Here is a 20,756-nt window from a genome sequence, read left to right on the forward strand (position 1 = left end):
GCTCGCTCTGCAAGCCATACGGCCATTCCCTGTGGGGGAGGATGCAGGCGTTGACACACCACCATCCGTGAGAGAGAGAGAGAATCGCGATGCCCACGTTGTATACCCTGCGCCTGCACGCTCTGGCCTGCGCTGTCGCTTCCTGCCTCTGCGTGCCTGCTGCGCTGGCACAAGACGCTCCTGCTCCTGCTCCCGCACCCACCACCCCGCCGGCCGCCGACAGCGCCGCGGTGAATCTGGATTCGGTGTTCGTCACCGGCACCTCCACTGCCACCACCAAGTTGAAGTCCAGCGTGTCGGTCAGCACTGTCGGGGCCGAGGCGATCGAACAATCGGCGCCGCGCAGCACTGCAGAAATCTTCCGCAATATCCCCGGCATTCGCTCCGAATCCAGTGGCGGCGAAGGTAATGCCAACATCGCCGTGCGCGGCCTCCCCGTCGCCTCCGGTGGCGCCAAGTTCCTGCAGCTGCAGGAAGACGGTCTGCCGGTGATGGAGTTCGGCGACATCGCCTTCGGCAACTCCGACATCTTCCTGCGCTCGGATTTCACGCTGGATCGCATCGAAGCCATCCGCGGCGGCTCGGCCTCCACGTTCACCAGCAATGCGCCCGGCGGCATCATCAACTTCATCAGCAAAACCGGCGACACCCAGGGCGGTAGCGTCGGTGTGAGCCGCGGCCTGGATTACGACAACACGCGTGTGGACTTCAACTACGGCGCGCCGTTTGCCGGGCAGTGGCAGTTCAACATCGGCGGCTTCTTCCGCCAGGGCGATGGCGTGCGCGATGCAGGCTATACCACCGACAAGGGCGGCCAACTCAAGGCCAACCTCACCCGCCTGTTCGAAAACGGTTATGTGCGCCTGTACGGCAAATATCTCAACGACCGCGCCGCCGGCTATCTGCCGGCGCCGGTCTCAGTGCGCGGCCGCGATGGCTCACCGGACCTGGGCGGCTTCGCCGGCTTTGATCCCGGCAACGACACGCTCTACAGCCGCAACTTCCGCACCGATGTTGGCCTGGACGGCAATAACCAACCGCGTCGCACCGACCTGGGCGACGGCATGCATCCGATCTCGCGCACCATCGGCGCCGAGGCGGGGTTGGACCTGGGCAGCGGCTGGAACCTGAGCGAGAAATTCCGCATCGCCGACAACAGCGGCCGCTTCGTCAGCCCGTTCCCGGCCGAAGTCACCGATGCCGCCTCGCTAGCATCCTCCATCGGCGGCGCCGGCGCGCAACTGGTGCAGGCCAGCGGCCCGGACGCCGGTCAGATTTACACCGGCAATGCGATCCGCACGCATCTTTTTAACGTGGCGATCAACGACCTGGGCAACGTCACCAACGACCTCAGCGTCTCGCGCGAATTCGGCGGCGACGGCCGCACGCTCAATCTGCGCATGGGCTACTACACCTCACGCCAGACCATCGACATGGACTGGACCTGGAACTCCTACGTACAGAGCCTGGGCCGCAATTCGCGCCTGCTCAACGTGGTCGATGCCAGCGGCGTTTCGCGCTCGCAAAATGGCCTGTACGCCTACGGCACACCGTTCTGGGGCGACTGCTGCATCACCCGTAGCTACGACGTGCGTTACGACGTCAACGCGCCGTACGTCGCGCTCACCTTCGACAGCGGCAAGTTCAGCATCGACGGCAGCTTGCGTTACGACATGGGCGATGCGCGCGGCAGCTATTCCGGCACCGCAATGGCACAGAACCTGGACGTCAACGGCGATGGCGTGATCCAGCCGGTGGAACAGCGCGTCGCCACGGTCGACACCGCCAACGCACGGCCGGTGGATTACGACTGGAATTACCTGTCGTATTCGTTGGGCAGCAATTACCTGATCAACGACAATCTGGGCGCGTTTGCGCGCATCAGCCGCGGCGCACGCGCCAATGCCGACCGCCTACTGTTCGGCGTGATCCGCGACGACGGCTCGGTGTCTTCCGATGAAGGCGTCAACGTGGTCCGCCAGGCCGAAGCCGGTCTGAAGTGGCGTCGCGACGGCTTGAGCCTGTTTGCTACCGCGTTCTCCGCACGCACCGAAGAACAGAACTACGAAATCACCAGCCAGCGCTTTTTCAACCGCAGCTACCAGGCCCACGGCATCGAGCTGGAAGCCAGCTATCGCTACGAAGGCTTCACCCTCAACGGCGGCCTGACCTGGACCGACGCAGAGATTTCAAAGGACCAGATCACTCCGGAAAACACCGGCAATGTGCCGCGTCGTCAGGCCGATGTGGTGTGGCAGCTCACCCCGAGCTATCGCGGCGATGGCTACCAATTTGGCGTGAACCTGATCGGCACCACCGATGCCTACACCCAGGATTCCAACCAGCTGAAGATCCCAGGCTATACGCAGGTGAACCTGTTTGGCGATTACCGCGTGACCGACGCACTCACCGTCGCGCTCAACGTCAATAACCTGTTCAACACGTTCGGTATGACCGAAGCCGAAGAAGCCACCATTCCGGCCAACGGCATCATCCGCGCGCGTTCGATTTCCGGCCGAACCACCAGCATCAGCCTGCGTTACGACTTCTAAGGACCCCTCGCCGGGTCCGTCCCGGCGCTTTCCAATGAGCACCTCCACCACCGGTTTCACTGCACTGCGTGCGGCCTTTGCCGCGCCATTGGACGCACAAGGTGCAGACGTGCTTTTGTCGCGCTTCGATCAGCATGCACCGCGCCTGCTGGATGCATTGCAGGCGTTGTATGGGCAGTGTCCCGACTATACGTGCTGGTTGACGCAGTGGTTGGGCGCGCTCGGCGCCAACGCACAGCAACGTCCGCAGGCATTGCGGCAGCTCGACACACTCCGCCAACCCGGCTGGTTCGGCGAGCAACACATGCTGGGCTATAGCGCTTATGTGGACCGCTTCGCCGGCACGCTGCAAGGCGTGGCCGAGCGGGTGCCATACCTGCAGGAACTGGGCGTGCGCTATCTGCATCTGCTGCCGTTCCTGCGCGCACGCGCCGGCGACAACGATGGCGGCTTTGCAGTCAGCGACTATGGGCAAGTGGAACCTAGCCTAGGTAACAACGACGATCTCATCGTGCTCACCACGCGCCTGCGCGAAGCCGGCATCAGCCTGTGCGCGGATTTCGTACTCAACCACACCGCCGACGATCACGCCTGGGCACAAGCTGCGCGGGCGGGCGATGCACACTATCTCGACTACTACCATCACTTTTCCGATCGCACCCTGCCCGACCAGTACGAAGCCACAATGGGGCAAGTGTTCCCGCATACCGCACCCGGCAACTTCACCTGGGTGGACGACACCGCGCACTGGATGTGGACCACGTTCTATCCTTATCAGTGGGATTTGAACTGGAGCAACCCGGCGGTGTTCGGGGAGATGGCGCTGGCGATGTTGCAGCTCGCCAATCTGGGTGTCGAAGCCTTCCGCCTGGATTCCACCGCGTATTTGTGGAAGCGCATCGGCACTGATTGCATGAATCAACCCGAGGCGCACACCTTGCTGGTGGCGCTGCGCGCAGTCACCGACATCGTCGCGCCCTCTGTGGTGATGAAGGCAGAAGCCATCGTGCCGATGACGCAACTGCCGCCCTACTTCGGCAGTGGTGCGGACCAGGGTCACGAATGCCACCTTGCCTATCACAGCACGCTGATGGCGGCCAATTGGTCGGCGTTGGCGCTGCAGCGCGGCGACATCCTGCACAACGTCATCGCGCACAGTCCACCGTTGCCGTCCAACTGTGCGTGGCTGAGCTATGTGCGCTGCCACGACGATATCGGCTGGAACGTGTTGCAGCATGAAGCTGCCGGCAACACAGCGCAGCCGCCATTTTCGTTGCGCGATGTCGCACGTTTCTACGCCAACGCTGTGCCGGGTAGTTATGCACGCGGCGAAAGTTTCCAGAGCAGCGGCGACGGCGTGCATGGCACCAATGGCATGGCCGCTGCGCTTGCAGGTATTCAGGCTGCGCACGACGCGGGTGATGCTGCGGCATTGGCTATCGCTGTAGATCGGCTGGTGCTGCTTTACGCAATCGCACTGGCAATGCCGGGCGTGCCGTTAATTTACATGGGCGACGAACTCGCCTTGCCAAACGACACCAGCTACCGCAACGACCCGCAACGTCAACACGAAGGCCGCTGGTTGCATCGCCCCGCGATGGATTGGCAGATTGCAGCGCAGCGCAATGATGACGATAGTTTGAGTGGAAAGGTCTATCGGCGGCTGCATGCATTGATCCAGCAACGCGCTGCACTTCCCGCACTTGCTGCCGATCGATCGTTAGGAAGCGTTGCGTTAAGCGATCCGCGACTATTTGCATTGACGCGTGGCGACAGCTTCATGGCCGTGCATAACTTCAGCGACCAGCCGCGAAAGATGGAGCTTGCGGCGATCGGGAAGGGGCGATGGAAGATATTGACTGATGGCGGTGACGCAGCTATCGAATCGCTGAGCGATGACATGCGCCTGGTGCTTCCAGCTTATGCAGTGCGCTGGCTGGAATGTATTGATTGAAGGAACCAGCGGCCACCTTGTGCACTTGCATTTTTGAGACCACGCTCAAACATCCATCGCGGGGGATTGCAGCTGATCCATGCGGATGCGATTGGCGAACAACGAAAACGCCAGCATGCCTGCCAGTCCGCTGACACGTCTGACCCACGGCGGCAACCAACGCGGCGCGACCAGCACGCCGCTGTCGAACAACGGCGCAAAGCGCGCCACATCGCCGAGCGCCATCTTGCCGGCGAACAGATACCGGCACAGCTGCAGCTGATCGCATTGCAAAGAGTGCCGGAAGAACGTGTGCACTGCCACCAGGCCACGCAGATACACGGTGTCCTTAGTGAAGGCACCACCACCCGAGGTGGGCACGCCGCGGAACACACGCTGCGCCGAGGAAAAACTCTCCGCCGCGCTCTGCCCGCCGTCGGTGAAATAGCGGAACACATCGATGAAATCCGCACCCGAACGCGCCATCGCGATCGCTTCGATGCGCAGGCTGATGCGCTTCATGCGTTCGATATCGATACTGCCGGTGATCTGCTCAGCAAACGTCGCCAGCCCTTCCTGCGTCGCCGTCGTGCGCGGCGAAGAGATCCCCAGGCTGGGCAGATGCACCTGCGCGCGCCCGTTGAGCGCGGTCAGCGAATGCACCAGCGCTTCGTGATGAAACAACTGCGCGCGGTCGTAATCGCTGAAGGTGGCGCCGCTGCGCAGGCGGATGCGGTGCGCGCCTGCGGCGGCCTTGGCGAGCAGATCGGGATCCAGCGTGACGGTGATGACGCGCCCTTCGAAAAACGCATCCAGATCGTTCTGCAACTGCATGCGCAAGGCCGTCGCCGACACCGGCACCTGTTCTTCGGGCGCCAGCAGTTCGCGGTCCAGTTCCTGCGCGATCTGGATGAAGTGTCGCGCCGCCTCGCGCGTGGTCGGGCCGTTACCCGGCATCGGGTCGTCGGGCACGCCGAACAGCTGCGCAGAGTAATCGCTGACCGCCGTGGTGCCCAGCGATTCCAGCAAGCCGGCCGCCAGGCCCCAGCTATGCGCCGAGTCGATCAGATACGCGCCCAGTGGATGATGCGGATCGGCCGCTTTTGCAATGGCCGACAGTTTGCGCCGGGTGTCGCCGAAGTCCAGCACCGGATACTCCACCTGCGGCAATGCCGGCTGCCCGCGCGCCACGCTCTGCAGGAACGGCTCCTGCAGCGAACGCGGCCAGCTCGCCAGCGCGAGCAGGCGCACGCCGCGCACCGCCTTGACCAGGCGCGCATCCAGCGCCGCGTGATGGACGATGTCCGGCGGCCCCTTGCGCGATGGCATCAGCGCCGTCCGGTGCGGTCGACGCTGGCAGGCCGCCTGCCCGAGCCCTTGCCGCGATTGTTCTGCGCGACGCGGGTGGCAAGTTTTTCGGCAGCAGCGGCCACTTCCACCCGTAGCTTCATGTAGTTGGCGACGCGCTCCGGATCCAGCGTATCGGCCTCGATCGCCGCACGCACCGCGCAGCCGGGCTCGGCGATATGCGCGCAATCGTTGAAACGGCACTGCGCTGCCAGCGCCTCCACATCGGAAAAACCGCCTTCGGCCAGATCCTCTTCGCCGGTGGGCTTGAGCTCGCGCATGCCCGGCGTATCGATCAGGCACGCACCCGACGGCAGCGGAATCAACGCGCGATGCGTGGTGGTATGCCTGCCGCGCGAATCGTTTTCGCGCACCGCATTGGTCTTCATCTTCTGCGTGCCGAGCAAGGTGTTGGTCAGCGTCGACTTGCCCGCGCCCGACGACCCCACCAGCACCGCCGTACGCCCATCGCCCAGCCACGGCCGCAACGCCGCCACGCTCTCGGGATCCTTGGCATTGACCGCGCGCAAGGGGATGTTCTGCGCCGCCAGCTCTTCCAGCACCGCCACCGCGTCTTCGGCGTATTCGGTCTGGTCGGCCTTGGTTAGTACTACCACTGGTTCCGCACCGCCACCGCCGACCAGCAGCAGATAGCGCTCGATGCGACGCGGATTGAAGTCCGCATCCAGCCCGCACACGATGAACACCGTATCGATGTTGGCCGCGATCACCTGCTGGTGGTAATGCTCGCCGGCCGCACCGCGCTTGATCGAGGTCCGCCGCGGCAACAAGGCCACGATGCGCTTGCCCTCCATCAGCACCCAATCGCCCACCGCTGCCCGCTCATGGCTGGGAAACCGCGGCCGCTGCCACTCCGGCAACGACTCCGCCTTGAGACCGGCCTCCGGCGTATCGGCCACCACATACCCGGTGCGGTGCTGCTCCACCACCCGCGCCGGCATGGCCTGCGGATGCGCGGCAAAGACCGCCTGCCAGGACGGGTCCTCAGGAGGGCCGGGCCAGGGCCAGCCGATGGACTGGAGGGTGGGGTAATCGGGGGGTGCGTTGCTCATGGAGCGATTCTAATCTGAATCGCTGCATCCCTACCTAGCCACCTTAGATACAGACTGGTGCAGCACCACAATCAAAGCTATCAAACTATAAACACGTCAACTGCCATTTATTCATGTGATTTCGGGATGAAATAATAAAAATCTCAAACTGCCATAAAAAAGCCCCACATGAGCGGGGCTTTTTGTTTACCAGCTAGCAACAATCACTGGAACTAGCTTTTCGTACTCTGGCGATCCTAGAGCGTGTTATGAACTTTGCCCTTGTCACGCTAACGTATACGGATGAAGCCTCGTAAGCCTTATTCCACCGATATTTCCGACGAAGAATGGGCCTTTGCGGCTCCCTATTTGACGCTGATGGACGTGCAGGCACCGCAGCGCAAGTATGAGCTACGCGCGATGTTCAACGCACTGCGGTGGATCGCGCGCGCCGGCGCACCATGGCGATTGCTTCCCAACGATTTTCCGCCCTGGGAAGCGGTGTATCAGCAAACACAGCGCTGGCTGCAAGCGGGCTGCTTTGAGGCCATGGTCAGTGATCTGCGCTCACTCTTGCGTGTGGCGCAAGGGAAAAAAGGCCAGCCGAGCGCGGTCATTTTCGATGCTCGCACGCTGCAGTCCACCTGCGAAAGCGGGCCGCGTGCTGGATACGATGGCTATAAACGCAAGAAAGGCAGCAAGGTACACATGGCCGTCGATACGCTTGGACATCTGCTCGCTGTCCAGGTGACGCCGGCTAATGAGCAGGAGCGCGCGCAAGTCCGATCGTTGGCACAAGAGGTACAACACGTGACCGGTGAAACGGTCAAGATCGCCTTTGTTGATCAGGGCTACACCGGTCAAGAACCGGCGCAGGCGGCCACGGAAGAAGGCATTGAGTTGCACGTGATCAAGCTGCAAGAAGCGAAAAAAGGCTTTGTCTTGCTGCCGCGCCGTTGGGTTGTCGAGCGCAGCTTCGGATGGGCCAATCGTTTCAGACGGCTGGCACGCGACTACGAGCGATTGCCGGAAACCTTGGCCGGTTTGCACTTCGTCGTCTTCACGATCCTGATGCTTGGAAATGCAGCCACCCTCTTTCAAAGTTCATAACACGCTCTAGTGTCATCTGCCCACCAACTGGCGCATTGTAACTAGACATCGCCGCCACCAGATTCGTCAGTTCGCTTGCATCAAGTATTTTTCCATCAGCCGTCTGCAACTGATCTACCTGATAACCAGAGTCATCGAACCAGTTTGCGATGGATAATTGATCGTTCGTCCCTGCAATTGAAAGAACAAGATCATTACCGGAACGCGCCAGCCAGATTTGATCGATAGCGACCCCACCTCCAAAGACGACCTTGTCATTGCTAGAAGAGTAGTCGTAGCTAGAAATACGATCGCTGCCAGACGCACGACCAAAGCGATATACATCGTTGCCATAGCCGCCATCGAGCGTGTCGTTGCCCGCGCCGCCATCCAGCACATCGTCGCCATCCTCGCCAAACAAACTGTCATTGCCGACACCACCAAGCAACAGGTCATTGCCTGTGCCACCGTTGAGCCGATCGTTCTGGTCGCCACCATCGAGCGTATCGTTACCCGCATCAGCAGACAACGTGTCGGCGCCGATCCCGCCTTGGAGGACATCATCACCCTCACGGCCGGACAAGGAGTCATCACCCAGACCACCGTTGAGCGTATCGGCACCGGCATAGCCGGTCAGTGCATCGTTGCCGTCTGTGGCCACCTGGACCAGCGCCTTGATTGCAGCGATATCCCAGGTCGTGCCGTCCGCAAAGCGGACCTCTTCCACCTGGTAGCCGTACGTGGCATCAGCGTAGAAGTAGCTGTTGACGCGCACGGTGTCAGACGTGCCCTTGAGATTCAGCACCAGCGTATCGCCATCCCGTGCTACCGCTACATCACCGGCAGAGATCCCTTCACCCATGACGATCGCATCGCGCTTGCCTGCAGTCCAATCGTAGTTGACGATGAGGTCGCTACCAGAGCCACGTCCGAATATGTAGACATCGTTGCCGAAGCCACCGTCAAGGGTATCGTTGCCTGCGCCACCATCTACCAGGTCGTCGCCATTCTCGCCAGACAAACTATCATTGCCAACGCCGCCAAGCAGCAGATCGTTCCCGCTGCCGCCGTAAAGGCGATCGTTCTGATCACCGCCATCAAGTGTGTCATCGCCCTCATTGCCATAGAGCGTGTCGGCACCGATTCCACCTAGGAGACCATCGTTTCCACCCATGCCGGACAAATTATCCTCACCCAGCCCGCCGCTAAGTGAATCGGCACTCGCATATCCTACCAATGTGTCGTTGCCATCCGTTGCCACCTGGACCAGCGCCTTGATTGCAGCGATATCCCAGATCGTGCCGTCCGCAAAGCGGACCTCTTCCACCTGATAGCCGTAGGTGGCATCTGCATAGAAGTAGCTGCTGACACGGACACTGTCCGAGGTGCCCTTGATGCTCAACACCAGGCTGTCGCCGTCCCGTGCTACTGAAACATCTCCGGTAGAGATACCTTCGCCCATGACGATCGCATCGCGCTTGCCTGCGGTCCAATCGTTATTTGTGATGATGTCGTTGCCGGAGCCACGACCAAAGCGATACACGTCGTTGCCGTATCCACCGTCGATCGTATCGTTGCCGGCCCCGCCATCCAGCACATCGTCTCCGCCGCACCCATATACATTATCAAGCGACGACGTACCCTGGAGGATATCTGATTCGGCCGTGCCATAAATGTAGCTCTGCGTAGCTGGTTGCTGCATTACTAAATTAAGTACGTCCGCATAGGCCCAAGAAGTTCCATCAGCAAAATTGATCTTTCCGACTGTGTAGGAAGTGCTTCCAGATTCATAGAAATAGCTACCCACTGTGATCTGCGCATTTGTCCCCTTAATTGCTATTATCAGGTCGTTGCTATAACGCCAAACCATAAGGTCAGCCACAGCAACATCCGCAGCCAGCTCCAGCACGTCAGTGGAGCCACTGTCATAGCTGTAGTTGCTAATCGTGTCCTGCCCAGAGGTGCGACCAAACACATAGGTGTCACCTCCGACGTCTCCGCTCAGGTAGTCATTGCCGGCGCCGCCATCTAGACGGTCATTGCCTTCTCCACCGTACAGCCTATCGTTTTGGGCACCACCGAGCAGCAAGTCATTGCCGGCTTCACCATAAAGGCTATCCGAGCCCTCACCGCCATCGAGTAGATCGTCTCCACCTTGGCCGTTGAGGGTGTCATCGCCACGCCCCCCAGAAAGGCTATCACTGCCCTGGTAACCGATTAGCTGATCATCCCCTGCTGTAGAGGCCTGTACCAACGCTCTGATCTGTGTGGCATCCCACACCGTTCCATCGGCAAAACGCACCTGGTTGATCGCATACAACTCTCTACCATCATTGTAAAAATGACTTCCAACCCGAATCTGCGCATCAGTTCCTTTGATAGCCAGCACGAGATCATTGCTGTAGCGCCAGATGGTGACATCTTCCACAGCAACATCCGCAGCTAGCTCAATGACGTCAGTAGACGTAGTTTCATAGCTATAGTTGCTGATCGTATCTTGGCCTGAGGCGCGACCGAATACATAAGTGTCGCTTCCGGCATCCCCGCTCAGATAGTCATTACCGGAACCACCCTCAAGACGATCATTGCCTCCACCGCCATACAGGATGTCGTTGTTCGCTCCACCATCCAGCTGATCATCGCCCTCGCCGCCGTAGAGCGTATCGCCCTGTGCGCCACCGAACAGTCGATCGTCACCCGCCTCACCGAATAGATTGTCGGCACCCTCACCACCGTCAAGTAGGTCGTCTCCGCCTCGTCCGTTGACGCTATCGTCACCACGCCCACCATAAAGACTGTCATTCCCTTGATAGCCGGTCAGCTGATCATTCCCGGCCGTAGAGGCCTGCACCAGTGACTTGATCTGTGCAGTATCCCAGATCGTTCCATCGGCAAAACGTATCTGATTGAGCGTATACGGACCATTGGCGTCGTTGTAGAAGTGACTGCTAACCGTAACGCGCGCCTCCGTATCCTTGATCGCAAGCACAAGATCATCACTAGAACGCCAGACCGTCACGTCTGAGACGGCAACGCCAGCAGCCAACTCCAGTACGTCAGTCGACATATTGTCGTAGATGTAGTTGAAGATCGTGTCCTGACCGGAGGTTCGGCCAAAAACATAGGTATCGCTTCCGACGTCTCCGCTTAAATAGTCATTTCCGCTATCGCCATCCAAACGATCATTACCGCCACCACCGTATAGCGTGTCGTTATTTGCCCCTCCGTCAAGTCGATCATCGCCCTCACCACCATAAAGCGTGTCGTTTTGTGTACCACCAAACAATTGATCGTTGCCCGCTTCCCCGGAAAGGTTGTCAGCACCTTCGCCGCCATCAAGCAGATCGTCTCCGCCTTGCCCACTGATGGTGTCATCGCCACGTCCACCGGAAAGACTGTCATTGCCTTCATAGCCGGTCAGCTGATCATTCCCGGCCGTCGAGGTCTGCACCAATGACTTGATCTGTGCAGCATCCCAAACCGTTCCGTCGGCAAAACGCACTTGAGCGAGCGCGTATGGCCCATTGGCATTGTTGTAGAAGTGGCTGCTTACCGTGACGCGAGCATCCGAGCCCTTGATCGCCAGCACCAAGTCGTCGCTATAGCGCCAAATCGTCACATCTGAGACGGCAACATCCGCTGCCAACTCCAACACGTCAGTGGAACCACTGTCATAGGTATAGTTGCTGATCGTATCCTGCCCAGAAGTGCGACCAAAGACGTAGATGTCGCTTCCTGCATCCCCGCTCAAGTAGTCGTTGCCGGTGCCGCCCTCCAGGCGGTCATTGCCGCCGCCACCATAGAGCGTGTCGTTGTTTGTCCCGCCATCCAGCTGATCATCGCCCTCGCCACCGGAGAGCATGTCGTTCTGCGCGCCACCGAACAGCATGTCATTACCCGCGTCGCCTGACAGGCTATCACCACCCTCGCCACCCTGAAGCAGGTCGTCTCCGGCTTGGCCATAGATAGTGTCATCCCCACGTCCACCCGAAAGGCTATCGTTGCCTTGGTAGCCGGTCAGCTGATCATTCCCGGCCGTCGAGGCCTGAACCAATAATTTGATCTGTGCAGCATCCCAAACCGTCCCATCAGCAAAACGCACCTGATTGAGCGCATATGGACCGTTAGCATCGTTGTAGAAGTAGCTACTGACAGTAACGCGAGCATCCGTCCCATTGATCGTCAGCACCAAGTCATCGCCATAGCGCCAAACCGTCACATCTGACACGGCAACATCCGCAGCCAACTCCAACACATCAGTGGAACCACCGTCATAGGTGTAGTTGCTGATCGTGTCCTGTCCGGACGCGCGACCAAACAGGTAGATGTCGCTTCCTGCGTCCCCGCTCAAGTAGTCGTTGCCGGCGCCGCCCTCCAGGCGGTCATTGCCACTGCCACCATAGAGCGTGTCATTGTTCGCTCCGCCATCGAGCTGGTCGTCACCCTCACCACCATAGAGCGTATCGTTCTGCGTACCACCGAATAGGCGATCATTGCCAGCCTCGCCAGACAAGCTATCGCCCCCCTCACCACCCTCAAGCAGATCGTCTCCACCTTGTCCGTTGATGGTGTCGTCACCGCGCCCACCAAAAAGGCTGTCGTTGCCTTGGTAGCCGGTCAATTGATCACTTCCGTCACCTGCGACCTGCATCATTTCCCTGAGCTTTGCAACGTCCCAAATTGTACCGTCGGCGAATCGAATCTCTTTTACCGAGTAAGGACCGTTTCCATCATTGTAAAAATAGTTCGATACGGCCAGGCGGTCGTTGGTTCCAGCTATCTCAATGATGAGATCGTCACTGTAGCGGGATACCTTGATATCAACTGCAGACAAATCGTCTGCAATCAAAATCCGATCCTCCTCGCCTGCTGAGTGGTAGTTGGATACGGTATCCCTACCAGAACCTCGGCCGAATAGGTAAACGTCACTACCAGCATCGCCACTTAGGTAGTCGTCACCCGCACCACCGTCAAGAAGGTCCGTACCAGCACCACCGTACAGCGTGTCGTTTCCGACCCCACCATCCAGCAAGTCATTGCCTTCCCCACCGAATAGCACATCATTGCCATCTCCGCCGAACAACTTATCGCTTCCGGCCTCGCCGTAAAGCGAATCATTGCCAGGTTCACCGACAATGAGGTCGTCCCCAAGTCCTCCTCGCAAATCATCGCCGCCAGCACTTCCCCAGATAATGTCATCGCGTGACCCCAGCTGCGCGACCGCAAACACGAGGTTAATATCCGAGCTTACCAGTGCAGCAAGTCCTTCTGGCGAAACTTTGGCTTGAGCGATCATTGCCCGAAGAGCATCGACACCGTTCCAGCCTGTGTCCGCAAGAAAACCTCCGCCGTAGCGATACAAATCGATAGCGTCTTGCAGAGCCTCGCTCTTACTTTCTTGCCACTTATCCGAAAGCTTGGCTGTCAATCCAAGGACATCGAACCTGAATTCACCATCCACGAGCTTAATGCTAACGCCGTCCAAATAACTTTTCAGACGCGTCTCCATCACCAAGCCTGCATACACCGACTCTTTTAAGCTGGCATAGGCAGCTCTGAGCGCTTCGACCTGCTCGGGCTGCAATAAAATACTCATAGAAAAAAGCTTAGTTCCGTCCAACTTGGACAACTCGCTCCATGAATAGGAACTGCCCCCGGTCGACGCTTGATCATAACGATAGCTGATCAGACTGGAGCCATTGAATTTTTCCAAGATGGCAATCATTGGACCAAGCTCTGCATGCTGCTGCTTGATCCAAGCATCTATAGCTTCGGCGCTTTGGGCCGCGACATCGGATGGGAGAACGCCACGATAATGAAGCTCGCGCGCTCCCCCGACAGATTCAAGCATCTCTTCACTGCTTTGCATTGTGGAGGTCGCCGCCCATTGGGCAAGAATCGTGTCGAGCAAAGCCCTCATCGAATCACGAGATGTTCCGGGAGATATCACTTGTACAGAAGCGAGCAATTCTGAAGACAGGCTCGCAGCCTCTTTCAAATCCCGCACTGCTCCGCTGCCCTTTAGACTTGGCAATACATCCGCCTCATCAGTTACTTCAATGGGACTTAATGACCCACTAAAATCACGGAAAAAATTGTTCATAGCCAACTGCAGATCGCCGGCCAAGCCCTTACTCCCATCAACCTGGGTATAAGATCCACGATTGTCAACAACGTTACCGTTACCGAGATCGAGATCATCTGCAGTGGAAGGGGTAAGCTCAATTGATGCGACCCCAACACTCTCCAGAGTGGATAGCTCTACCGCCTGAGAAATACCGTCTTGATTGAGATCGCGCCAGATTCTTACTTGCGAAAAACTCGAATCAAATCTGTTAAATACCCCATCTCCATTGGAGTCGAGGCCACGCAACGCTTCAAATCCTGACGTTGCTTTTTGTCCATTAGCGAGCACAGTGTCTGCACCGAACAATTCACCACCATTATCTATGACGCCATTTCCATTTCTATCTAAAACCAAAAGCCCGTCGTGCGAAGATACCCAGCCGGTACCAGTTTTTACTCCATCGCCATCATGATCAAAAAGTACGCCATAACTTGCTGCAAGGGTCTCGATCCCATCCCCATCCAAATCAAGTGTCAGCGGATCTCTTCGCGGGATAAATTTCGCCGCATCATTAAATTTGTCATTGACATTACCTGGAACGCCTTCTGGATTAGGATGTAGCAAATCATAAAGCTCAGAACCCAGCCAACCACCAAATTCACCGAGACCTTGAATGAATGCGCCGAGGCCATTATCCATAGCCTTTTCCATCAAATAATCTAAACCAATCCACTTTGTAATGCCGCTATCATAGAGCACGTTACCGATTACGCCACCTACGAAGCCGGCAGCAACGACCGCCGCTCCTGCTGCAACTCCAGCAGTAACAGCCCCGTAACCCGCAGCCGTTAAGGATGCAGCTATTGCAGGTGCTAGATAAGCCTCAGCTAAAGCAGCCGCCCCTAGACCTGCAGCTATGTTGGCACCACCTTTTCCGGCCCCTTGCAATCCATCGCTTACGCCATTCATTGCCAACCCATACAAGCTGGCAGCAGCACCCACTGCACCACCTATCGCCTTTAGCGACTTTGCAGTAGCTCCACTTTCCAACGCGCTTCCAATATAGGTATTTGCCTGCCCTAAAAAAGCATCTGCACGACGGAGATTATTAATTATCATAGCCTCTTGAGTTGTTGAGGCTCCACCTGTCTGCGAAACCGCATCAGCCATACTATTCGCTAATCGACGCATAAAGGCAGCTGACTCGGCATTCTGGGCAGCCATCTGGGACCAGCGTGCCTTTTCAGCTAAAGCGGCCTGCTCGGATGGGAGTAGTGATGCCTGGACAAGTGAAGCAGCCCCGTCGACGTATGAGTCTTGAATTTGTTTTTTTATGTAATTATTTAGCTCCTCAGCGTTCATATCTTGTGGCGGCTTTGGATCTCTAGAGCGTGTTATGAACTTTGAAAGAGGGTGGCTGCATTTCCAAGCATCAGGATCGTGAAGACGACGAAGTGCAAACCGGCCAAGGTTTCCGGCAATCGCTCGTAGTCGCGTGCCAGCCGTCTGAAACGATTGGCCCATCCGAAGCTGCGCTCGACAACCCAACGGCGCGGCAGCAAGACAAAGCCTTTTTTCGCTTCTTGCAGCTTGATCACGTGCAACTCAATGCCTTCTTCCGTGGCCGCCTGCGCCGGTTCTTGACCGGTGTAGCCCTGATCAACAAAGGCGATCTTGACCGTTTCACCGGTCACGTGTTGTACCTCTTGTGCCAACGATCGGACTTGCGCGCGCTCCTGCTCATTAGCCGGCGTCACCTGGACAGCGAGCAGATGTCCAAGCGTATCGACGGCCATGTGTACCTTGCTGCCTTTCTTGCGTTTATAGCCATCGTATCCAGCACGCGGCCCGCTTTCGCAGGTGGACTGCAGCGTGCGAGCATCGAAAATGACCGCGCTCGGCTGGCCTTTTTTCCCTTGCGCCACACGCAAGAGTGAGCGCAGATCACTGACCATGGCCTCAAAGCAGCCCGCTTGCAGCCAGCGCTGTGTTTGCTGATACACCGCTTCCCAGGGCGGAAAATCGTTGGGAAGCAATCGCCATGGTGCGCCGGCGCGCGCGATCCACCGCAGTGCGTTGAACATCGCGCGTAGCTCATACTTGCGCTGCGGTGCCTGCACGTCCATCAGCGTCAAATAGGGAGCCGCAAAGGCCCATTCTTCGTCGGAAATATCGGTGGAATAAGGCTTACGAGGCTTCATCCGTATACGTTAGCGTGACAAGGGCAAAGTTCATAACACGCTCTAGCAGGCAACCTTTCTGACTCCAAAACAATTGCACTATATATTCCATCTCTCACGGGAGTAGTCGAAGTCATTTCATCTTCCTTAATTTTGAGTAGGCCATGCCCCAGACAAAGATGCATAAGCTAGAGGCGTAGATAAGACAGAAAATTGCAATGCGCGAAATTACAAATATGATAGGGTTTTCAGATATACACATTCCTCCGTTACAGAAAATAGCCATATCTACAGGCCCTCCAATAACCACAGCCAATGAGATGACTGAGGTAATCAAGGGGGCCAATAGGCCAGAAAACCTATAAGGCATTCCTTCTTTATGTAGAGACACCATAATGGTGTCTTTAAATATAGCCAACTTAACAAGCGATATTCGAGAAACGGCAACATACAAAGGAACATACGAGATCAGCAGAGCTAGAAGCCCGGAAATAGTCAGTACAAAGGCACTTTCCGGAAAGCTAGTTTCCAGAGCCCGCAACCAGATAAGGTTATTTGAGCCAGCCATGCTGGATGCAATGGAGTTGCTATAAAAACCCGATATTGAGAAACCCACCATTGGTAGAAAACAGTTAATTAGCGCCCCAAGTGATATCAACCGAGCAGAGCTTATTTTTTCAGAGCCCCCATGGCCACCACGCCTATTTTTATCTAATTTAATATTCACAATACATTCCCCCGAAATTATTCACGTATGCATTTCACAAAAAAAGCACTTCACAATAACTCAGTCCAAAATCACTTGCGTAACCGGATGAGATTTATTTAAACCAATAATTATGCAGGCAGCCACCCAATCCAAGCATTAGAATTACTTGCAATAGATATTTTTCAGCGCTCCCTCAAAGACTCCGATCCGTGCTGATGCAAAGGACTCAACAAATAATCAATCACCCGCCGCTTCCCCGTCTTCACTTCCGCACTCAAGCTCATCCCGGCACTCATCCGCACCTTGACCCCATCGATCTCCAGCGTGCTGCCGTTCAATTTGATGCGCGCGGGGAATACCAGGCCCAGCTTTTCGTCCTGCGCGGCATCATGGGAGACGCTGGCGACCGTGCCGGTCAGATAGCCGTAGCGGGTGTAGGGGAAGCTGTCGACCTTGACGGTCACCGATTGGCCCGGGCGCATGAAGCCGATGTCCTTGTTGAGGACAGTCACCTCGACCTCCAGTGCTTCTTCGGCTGGCACCACGACGAGTAACGGCTGTGCGGGCGTGACTACACCGCCTACGGTGTGGACGGCCAGTTGCTGGATGGTGCCGTCGACGGGCGCGTGCAGGGCCATCAGCTTGTCGCGCTGCCCGGTCTTGGCAACGTCCTGGGTCAGCTGGCCGGCTTGCTCGCTTGCCTGGCGCAAGGCATCCAGTGCCTGCTGGCGTGTGTCGGTGACAAGCACGCGCAATTCCTCTTGCGCCGCGCTGATCGCGGAGCGGATTTCCTGCAAGCGATTGCGTTGGGTGGCGAGCTGGCTTTCTGCGGCGATGCGCTCCTGTTCGCGTAATAGATAGTCGTGACGGCCGACGTATTTGCCTTCGACAAGACGACCGTAGTCTTCTGCGCGCACTTTGGAGATGCGTGCGGATTCGGCCAGCGGTTCGATCGCGTCCTGGGTGGTCTGCAACTCGGCCTGGCGCTGGGCGATGCTGGCTTGCAAGTTATGTCGGCGCGCCTGGAAGGCGTCGAATTGGCTGCTGACCAGTTGCTGCTCGTTGGCGACGCGCTCTGCGGGTAGATCCGGTGCCGCCCCCAGCTGCGGTGGCTGACCCGTGGAGATAGCGGTTGCCAGTGCGGCCTGACGCAGCGCGGCGAGCCGTGCATTGACCAGGGCGTCGCCGGCCTGGGCGAATTCGGCGCCGGTGGCCGTGGCATCGAGTTCGACCAGCAACTGACCTTTCTTCACCGCCTGGCCGTCGCGCACCAGGATCCTGCGTACCACCGCGGTTTCTGCGGTCTGCACCACCTTGGTCCGCGAATCGACCACAGTCTTGCCCGGTGCCACGGCGACGATGTCGAGCTTGCCCAGGCATGCCCACAGCAGCGCGACACAGAAGAAGCCGATGATGATGCGCATCGTCCAGCGCGCGGTGGGCGAGACAGGCGTTTCGGTCAGCTCAAGATGCGCGGGCAGGAACGCACGCTCGTCGGCGCTGCGCGCGGGCGGGTCGAGCTGGCGGCGCACCGCCCAGGCCGATTTGAAGATCTTGAAATAGCGGAGAAAGAAATCGCGCCATCCCTGGAGCAGGTGCTTCATGGTGTCCCCTGTTGCAGTCTGTATAGATGCGCGTACTGGCCTTCCGGCCGGTCGACCAGCTCGGCATGCGAGCCGCTCTCGATGATGCGTCCCTTCTCCACCACGACGATGCGATTTGCCTGCCGCACTGTGGAAAGGCGGTGCGCGATGATCAGCACGGTGCGCCCCTTGCAGATGGCGCGCATGTTGCTCATCACTGCATGTTCCGATTCGTAATCCAGGGCGCTGGTCGCTTCGTCCAGAATCAGGATGCGTGGATCGCCGATCAGCGCGCGCGCGATCGCGATGCGCTGCCGCTGCCCGCCAGACAGACCAGTCCCGTGCTCGCCAACCTTGGTGTCGTAGCCTTCTGGCAGTTCCAGAATGAAGTCGTGCGCACCTGCCAGCTTGGCCGCATGGATCACCCGCTCCAGCGGCATGCCGGGATCGGTCAACGCGATGTTCTCGCGTACGCTGCGATTGAACAGGAAGTTTTCCTGCAACACCACGCCCAGCTGCCGGCGTAGCCAGGCCGGATCGGCCAGCGCCAAGTCCTGGCCATCGATCAGCACACGCCCGCGCTCGGGCGTGTAGAGCCGCTGCACCAGCTTGGTCAGCGTGCTCTTGCCGGAGCCCGAACGGCCGACGATGCCGATGATCTCTCCCGGGCGGATATCCAGCTCGATCCCGTTGAGCACCTCGGGCGCGTCCGGCCGGTAGCGGAACGTGACCCGCTCGAACGTCACCTGCCCGCGAATCGGCGGCAATGCGAGGCGGCTGCCCGGCACCTCGGTACGGGTATTGAGGATGTCGCCCAACCGCTCGACCGAGATACCGACCTGCTGGAAGTCCTGCCACAACTGAGCCAGCCGGATGATGGGCGCGGTGACCTGACCGGACAGCATGTTGAAGGCGATCAGCTGGCCGATCGACAGCTTGCCTTCCATCACCAACTTGGCGCCCCAGAACAGCACCGCCACGGCGGTGAGTTTCTGCACCAGTTGCACGCCTTGCTGGCCCAGCGTGGCGATGCGGGTGACGTTGAAACCGGCGCTGACGTAGCCGGCCAGCTGGTTGTCCCAGGTGCGGGTCACACGCGGATCCACCGCCATCGCCTTGACCGTGCCGATGCCGCTGACCGTCTCGACCAGGAAGGACTGGTTGTCGGCGCCACGCGCAAACTTGTCGTTCAAGCGCTTGCGCAGCACCGGGGTGATCAGTCCAGAGATCGTGGCGTACAGCAGCAAGGACAGCACCACGATCAGGGTCAGCCAGCCGCTGTACCAGAACATCACCGATAGAAAGACCACCGTAAAGAACAGGTCCAGTACCGAGGTCAGCGCCTGCCCGGTGAGGAAGTTGCGGATGTTCTCCAGCTCGCGGACGCGCGCGATGGTGTCGCCGACCCGCCGCGATTCAAAATACGCCAACGGCAGCGACAGCACATGCCGGAACAAACGCGCGCCGAGCTCCACATCGATCTTGCTGGTGGTGTGTGCGAACACATAGGTGCGTAGACCCGACAGCAGCACGTCAAACACCGCCATCGAGACCAGCCCGATCGCGATCACGTCCAGCGTGGTCAGGCCGTTGTGCACCAGCACCTTGTCCATCACCACTTGATAGAACAGCGGTGTGATCAGCGCGAACAGCTGGATGAAGAACGAGACGATAAAGACCTCGAGCATCAACTTGCGGTACTTCACCACCGCAGGAATGAACCAGCTGAAGTCGAACTTGGCCAGGTCGCCAAGCACCGAAGCCCGCGAGGCCACCTGCAGCAACCGCCCCTGGTAACGTGCTTCGAACTCGGCGGGAGAGATGGAGCGCGGCCGCTTTTCGACCAGATCGTGGATCAGGATCTGGTCCGCCCCGACCTTGGCGACGATAAACGCGTCGCCATCCGGCACCAGGGCCAGGGCCGGTAACGCCGCCATGCCGATCCGTGCGGCCGGCTGGGCCACGACTTTGGCTTTTAGCCCCAGTTGCTTGGCTGCCAGCAGCAGCGTGGTTTCGTCGAACGGCTCGCCGCCACGGCCGAATCCGTGTGCCAGTTGTGTCGCATCGGCAGCAACACCATGAAATTGCGCTAGCAGAACCAACCCCTGCAGCCCCAGATCCGGTCGGTCTTGCACCGACGGGCCGCCCTCGAGCAACGAGAGCGACGCACTTCCCCCTGACATAACGCGATCCTTGCTGAGAGCCGGCAGGCTTAAGTGACGGAATAGAATCTGGGAATGTTAA

At 58.5% G+C, this 20,756-nt stretch carries 10 protein-coding genes; 3 read left to right on the forward strand and 7 right to left on the reverse strand.

Translation table 11 applies throughout. From position 1 onward, the window contains the following. Positions 1-89 precede the first annotated feature (89 nt). Positions 90-2,552, forward strand: coding sequence for a TonB-dependent receptor (locus tag PD885_RS16700; protein ID WP_002804843.1), 2,463 nt, complete (start codon positions 90-92; stop codon positions 2,550-2,552). 34 nt (positions 2,553-2,586) lie between these two features. Beyond that, on the forward strand, positions 2,587-4,506 hold the full coding sequence (locus tag PD885_RS16705) for an amylosucrase (protein WP_002804841.1): 1,920 nt from the start codon (positions 2,587-2,589) through the stop codon (positions 4,504-4,506). Positions 4,507-4,551: 45 nt separating this feature from the next. Here PD885_RS16705 and PD885_RS16710 read toward each other — a convergent pair whose 3' ends face one another. Both PD885_RS16710 and rsgA read right to left on the reverse strand, forming a co-directional pair. After that, the gene (locus PD885_RS16710; RefSeq protein ID WP_088057001.1) at positions 4,552-5,814 is read right to left on the reverse strand and encodes a flavohemoglobin expression-modulating QEGLA motif protein; all 1,263 of its coding nucleotides are present in this window, start codon (positions 5,812-5,814) and stop codon (positions 4,552-4,554) included. Further along, positions 5,814-6,905: a ribosome small subunit-dependent GTPase A gene (gene rsgA / locus PD885_RS16715; protein WP_088057002.1), complete on the reverse strand. Its 1,092-nt coding sequence runs from the start codon at positions 6,903-6,905 to the stop codon at positions 5,814-5,816. The genes PD885_RS16710 and rsgA overlap by 1 nt, the downstream gene beginning before the upstream one ends. A gap of 282 nt (positions 6,906-7,187) precedes the next feature. On the opposite strand from rsgA, the gene PD885_RS16720 reads away from it, so the two are divergent. Next, positions 7,188-7,994: an IS5 family transposase gene (locus tag PD885_RS16720; protein ID WP_002801519.1), complete on the forward strand. Its 807-nt coding sequence runs from the start codon at positions 7,188-7,190 to the stop codon at positions 7,992-7,994. Here PD885_RS16720 and PD885_RS21750 read toward each other — a convergent pair. The 5 genes from PD885_RS21750 to PD885_RS16745 form a co-directional block, all read right to left on the reverse strand. Continuing rightward, entirely contained in the window at positions 7,945-15,402 is a 7,458-nt protein-coding gene (locus PD885_RS21750; protein WP_088057003.1) for a calcium-binding protein, read from the reverse strand. The two genes, PD885_RS16720 and PD885_RS21750, sit on opposite strands and share 50 nt — an antisense overlap. A gap of 32 nt (positions 15,403-15,434) precedes the next feature. Then, positions 15,435-16,241: an IS5 family transposase gene (locus PD885_RS16730; RefSeq protein WP_002801519.1), complete on the reverse strand. Its 807-nt coding sequence runs from the start codon at positions 16,239-16,241 to the stop codon at positions 15,435-15,437. A 112-nt stretch (positions 16,242-16,353) separates the two neighbouring features. Next, a complete protein-coding gene (locus PD885_RS16735) occupies positions 16,354-16,947 on the reverse strand; it encodes a hypothetical protein (protein ID WP_145954042.1) in 594 nt (197 codons plus the stop codon). A gap of 164 nt (positions 16,948-17,111) precedes the next feature. Continuing rightward, positions 17,112-18,533: an HlyD family type I secretion periplasmic adaptor subunit gene (locus PD885_RS16740; RefSeq protein WP_002804836.1), complete on the reverse strand. Its 1,422-nt coding sequence runs from the start codon at positions 18,531-18,533 to the stop codon at positions 17,112-17,114. Continuing rightward, positions 18,530-20,695, reverse strand: coding sequence for a type I secretion system permease/ATPase (locus PD885_RS16745; RefSeq protein ID WP_002804835.1), 2,166 nt, complete (start codon positions 20,693-20,695; stop codon positions 18,530-18,532). The genes PD885_RS16740 and PD885_RS16745 overlap by 4 nt, the downstream gene beginning before the upstream one ends. Positions 20,696-20,756 lie beyond the last annotated feature (61 nt).

It is taken from the genome of Xanthomonas fragariae (assembly GCF_900183975.1).
Classification (GTDB): Bacteria; Pseudomonadota; Gammaproteobacteria; order Xanthomonadales; family Xanthomonadaceae; genus Xanthomonas; species Xanthomonas fragariae.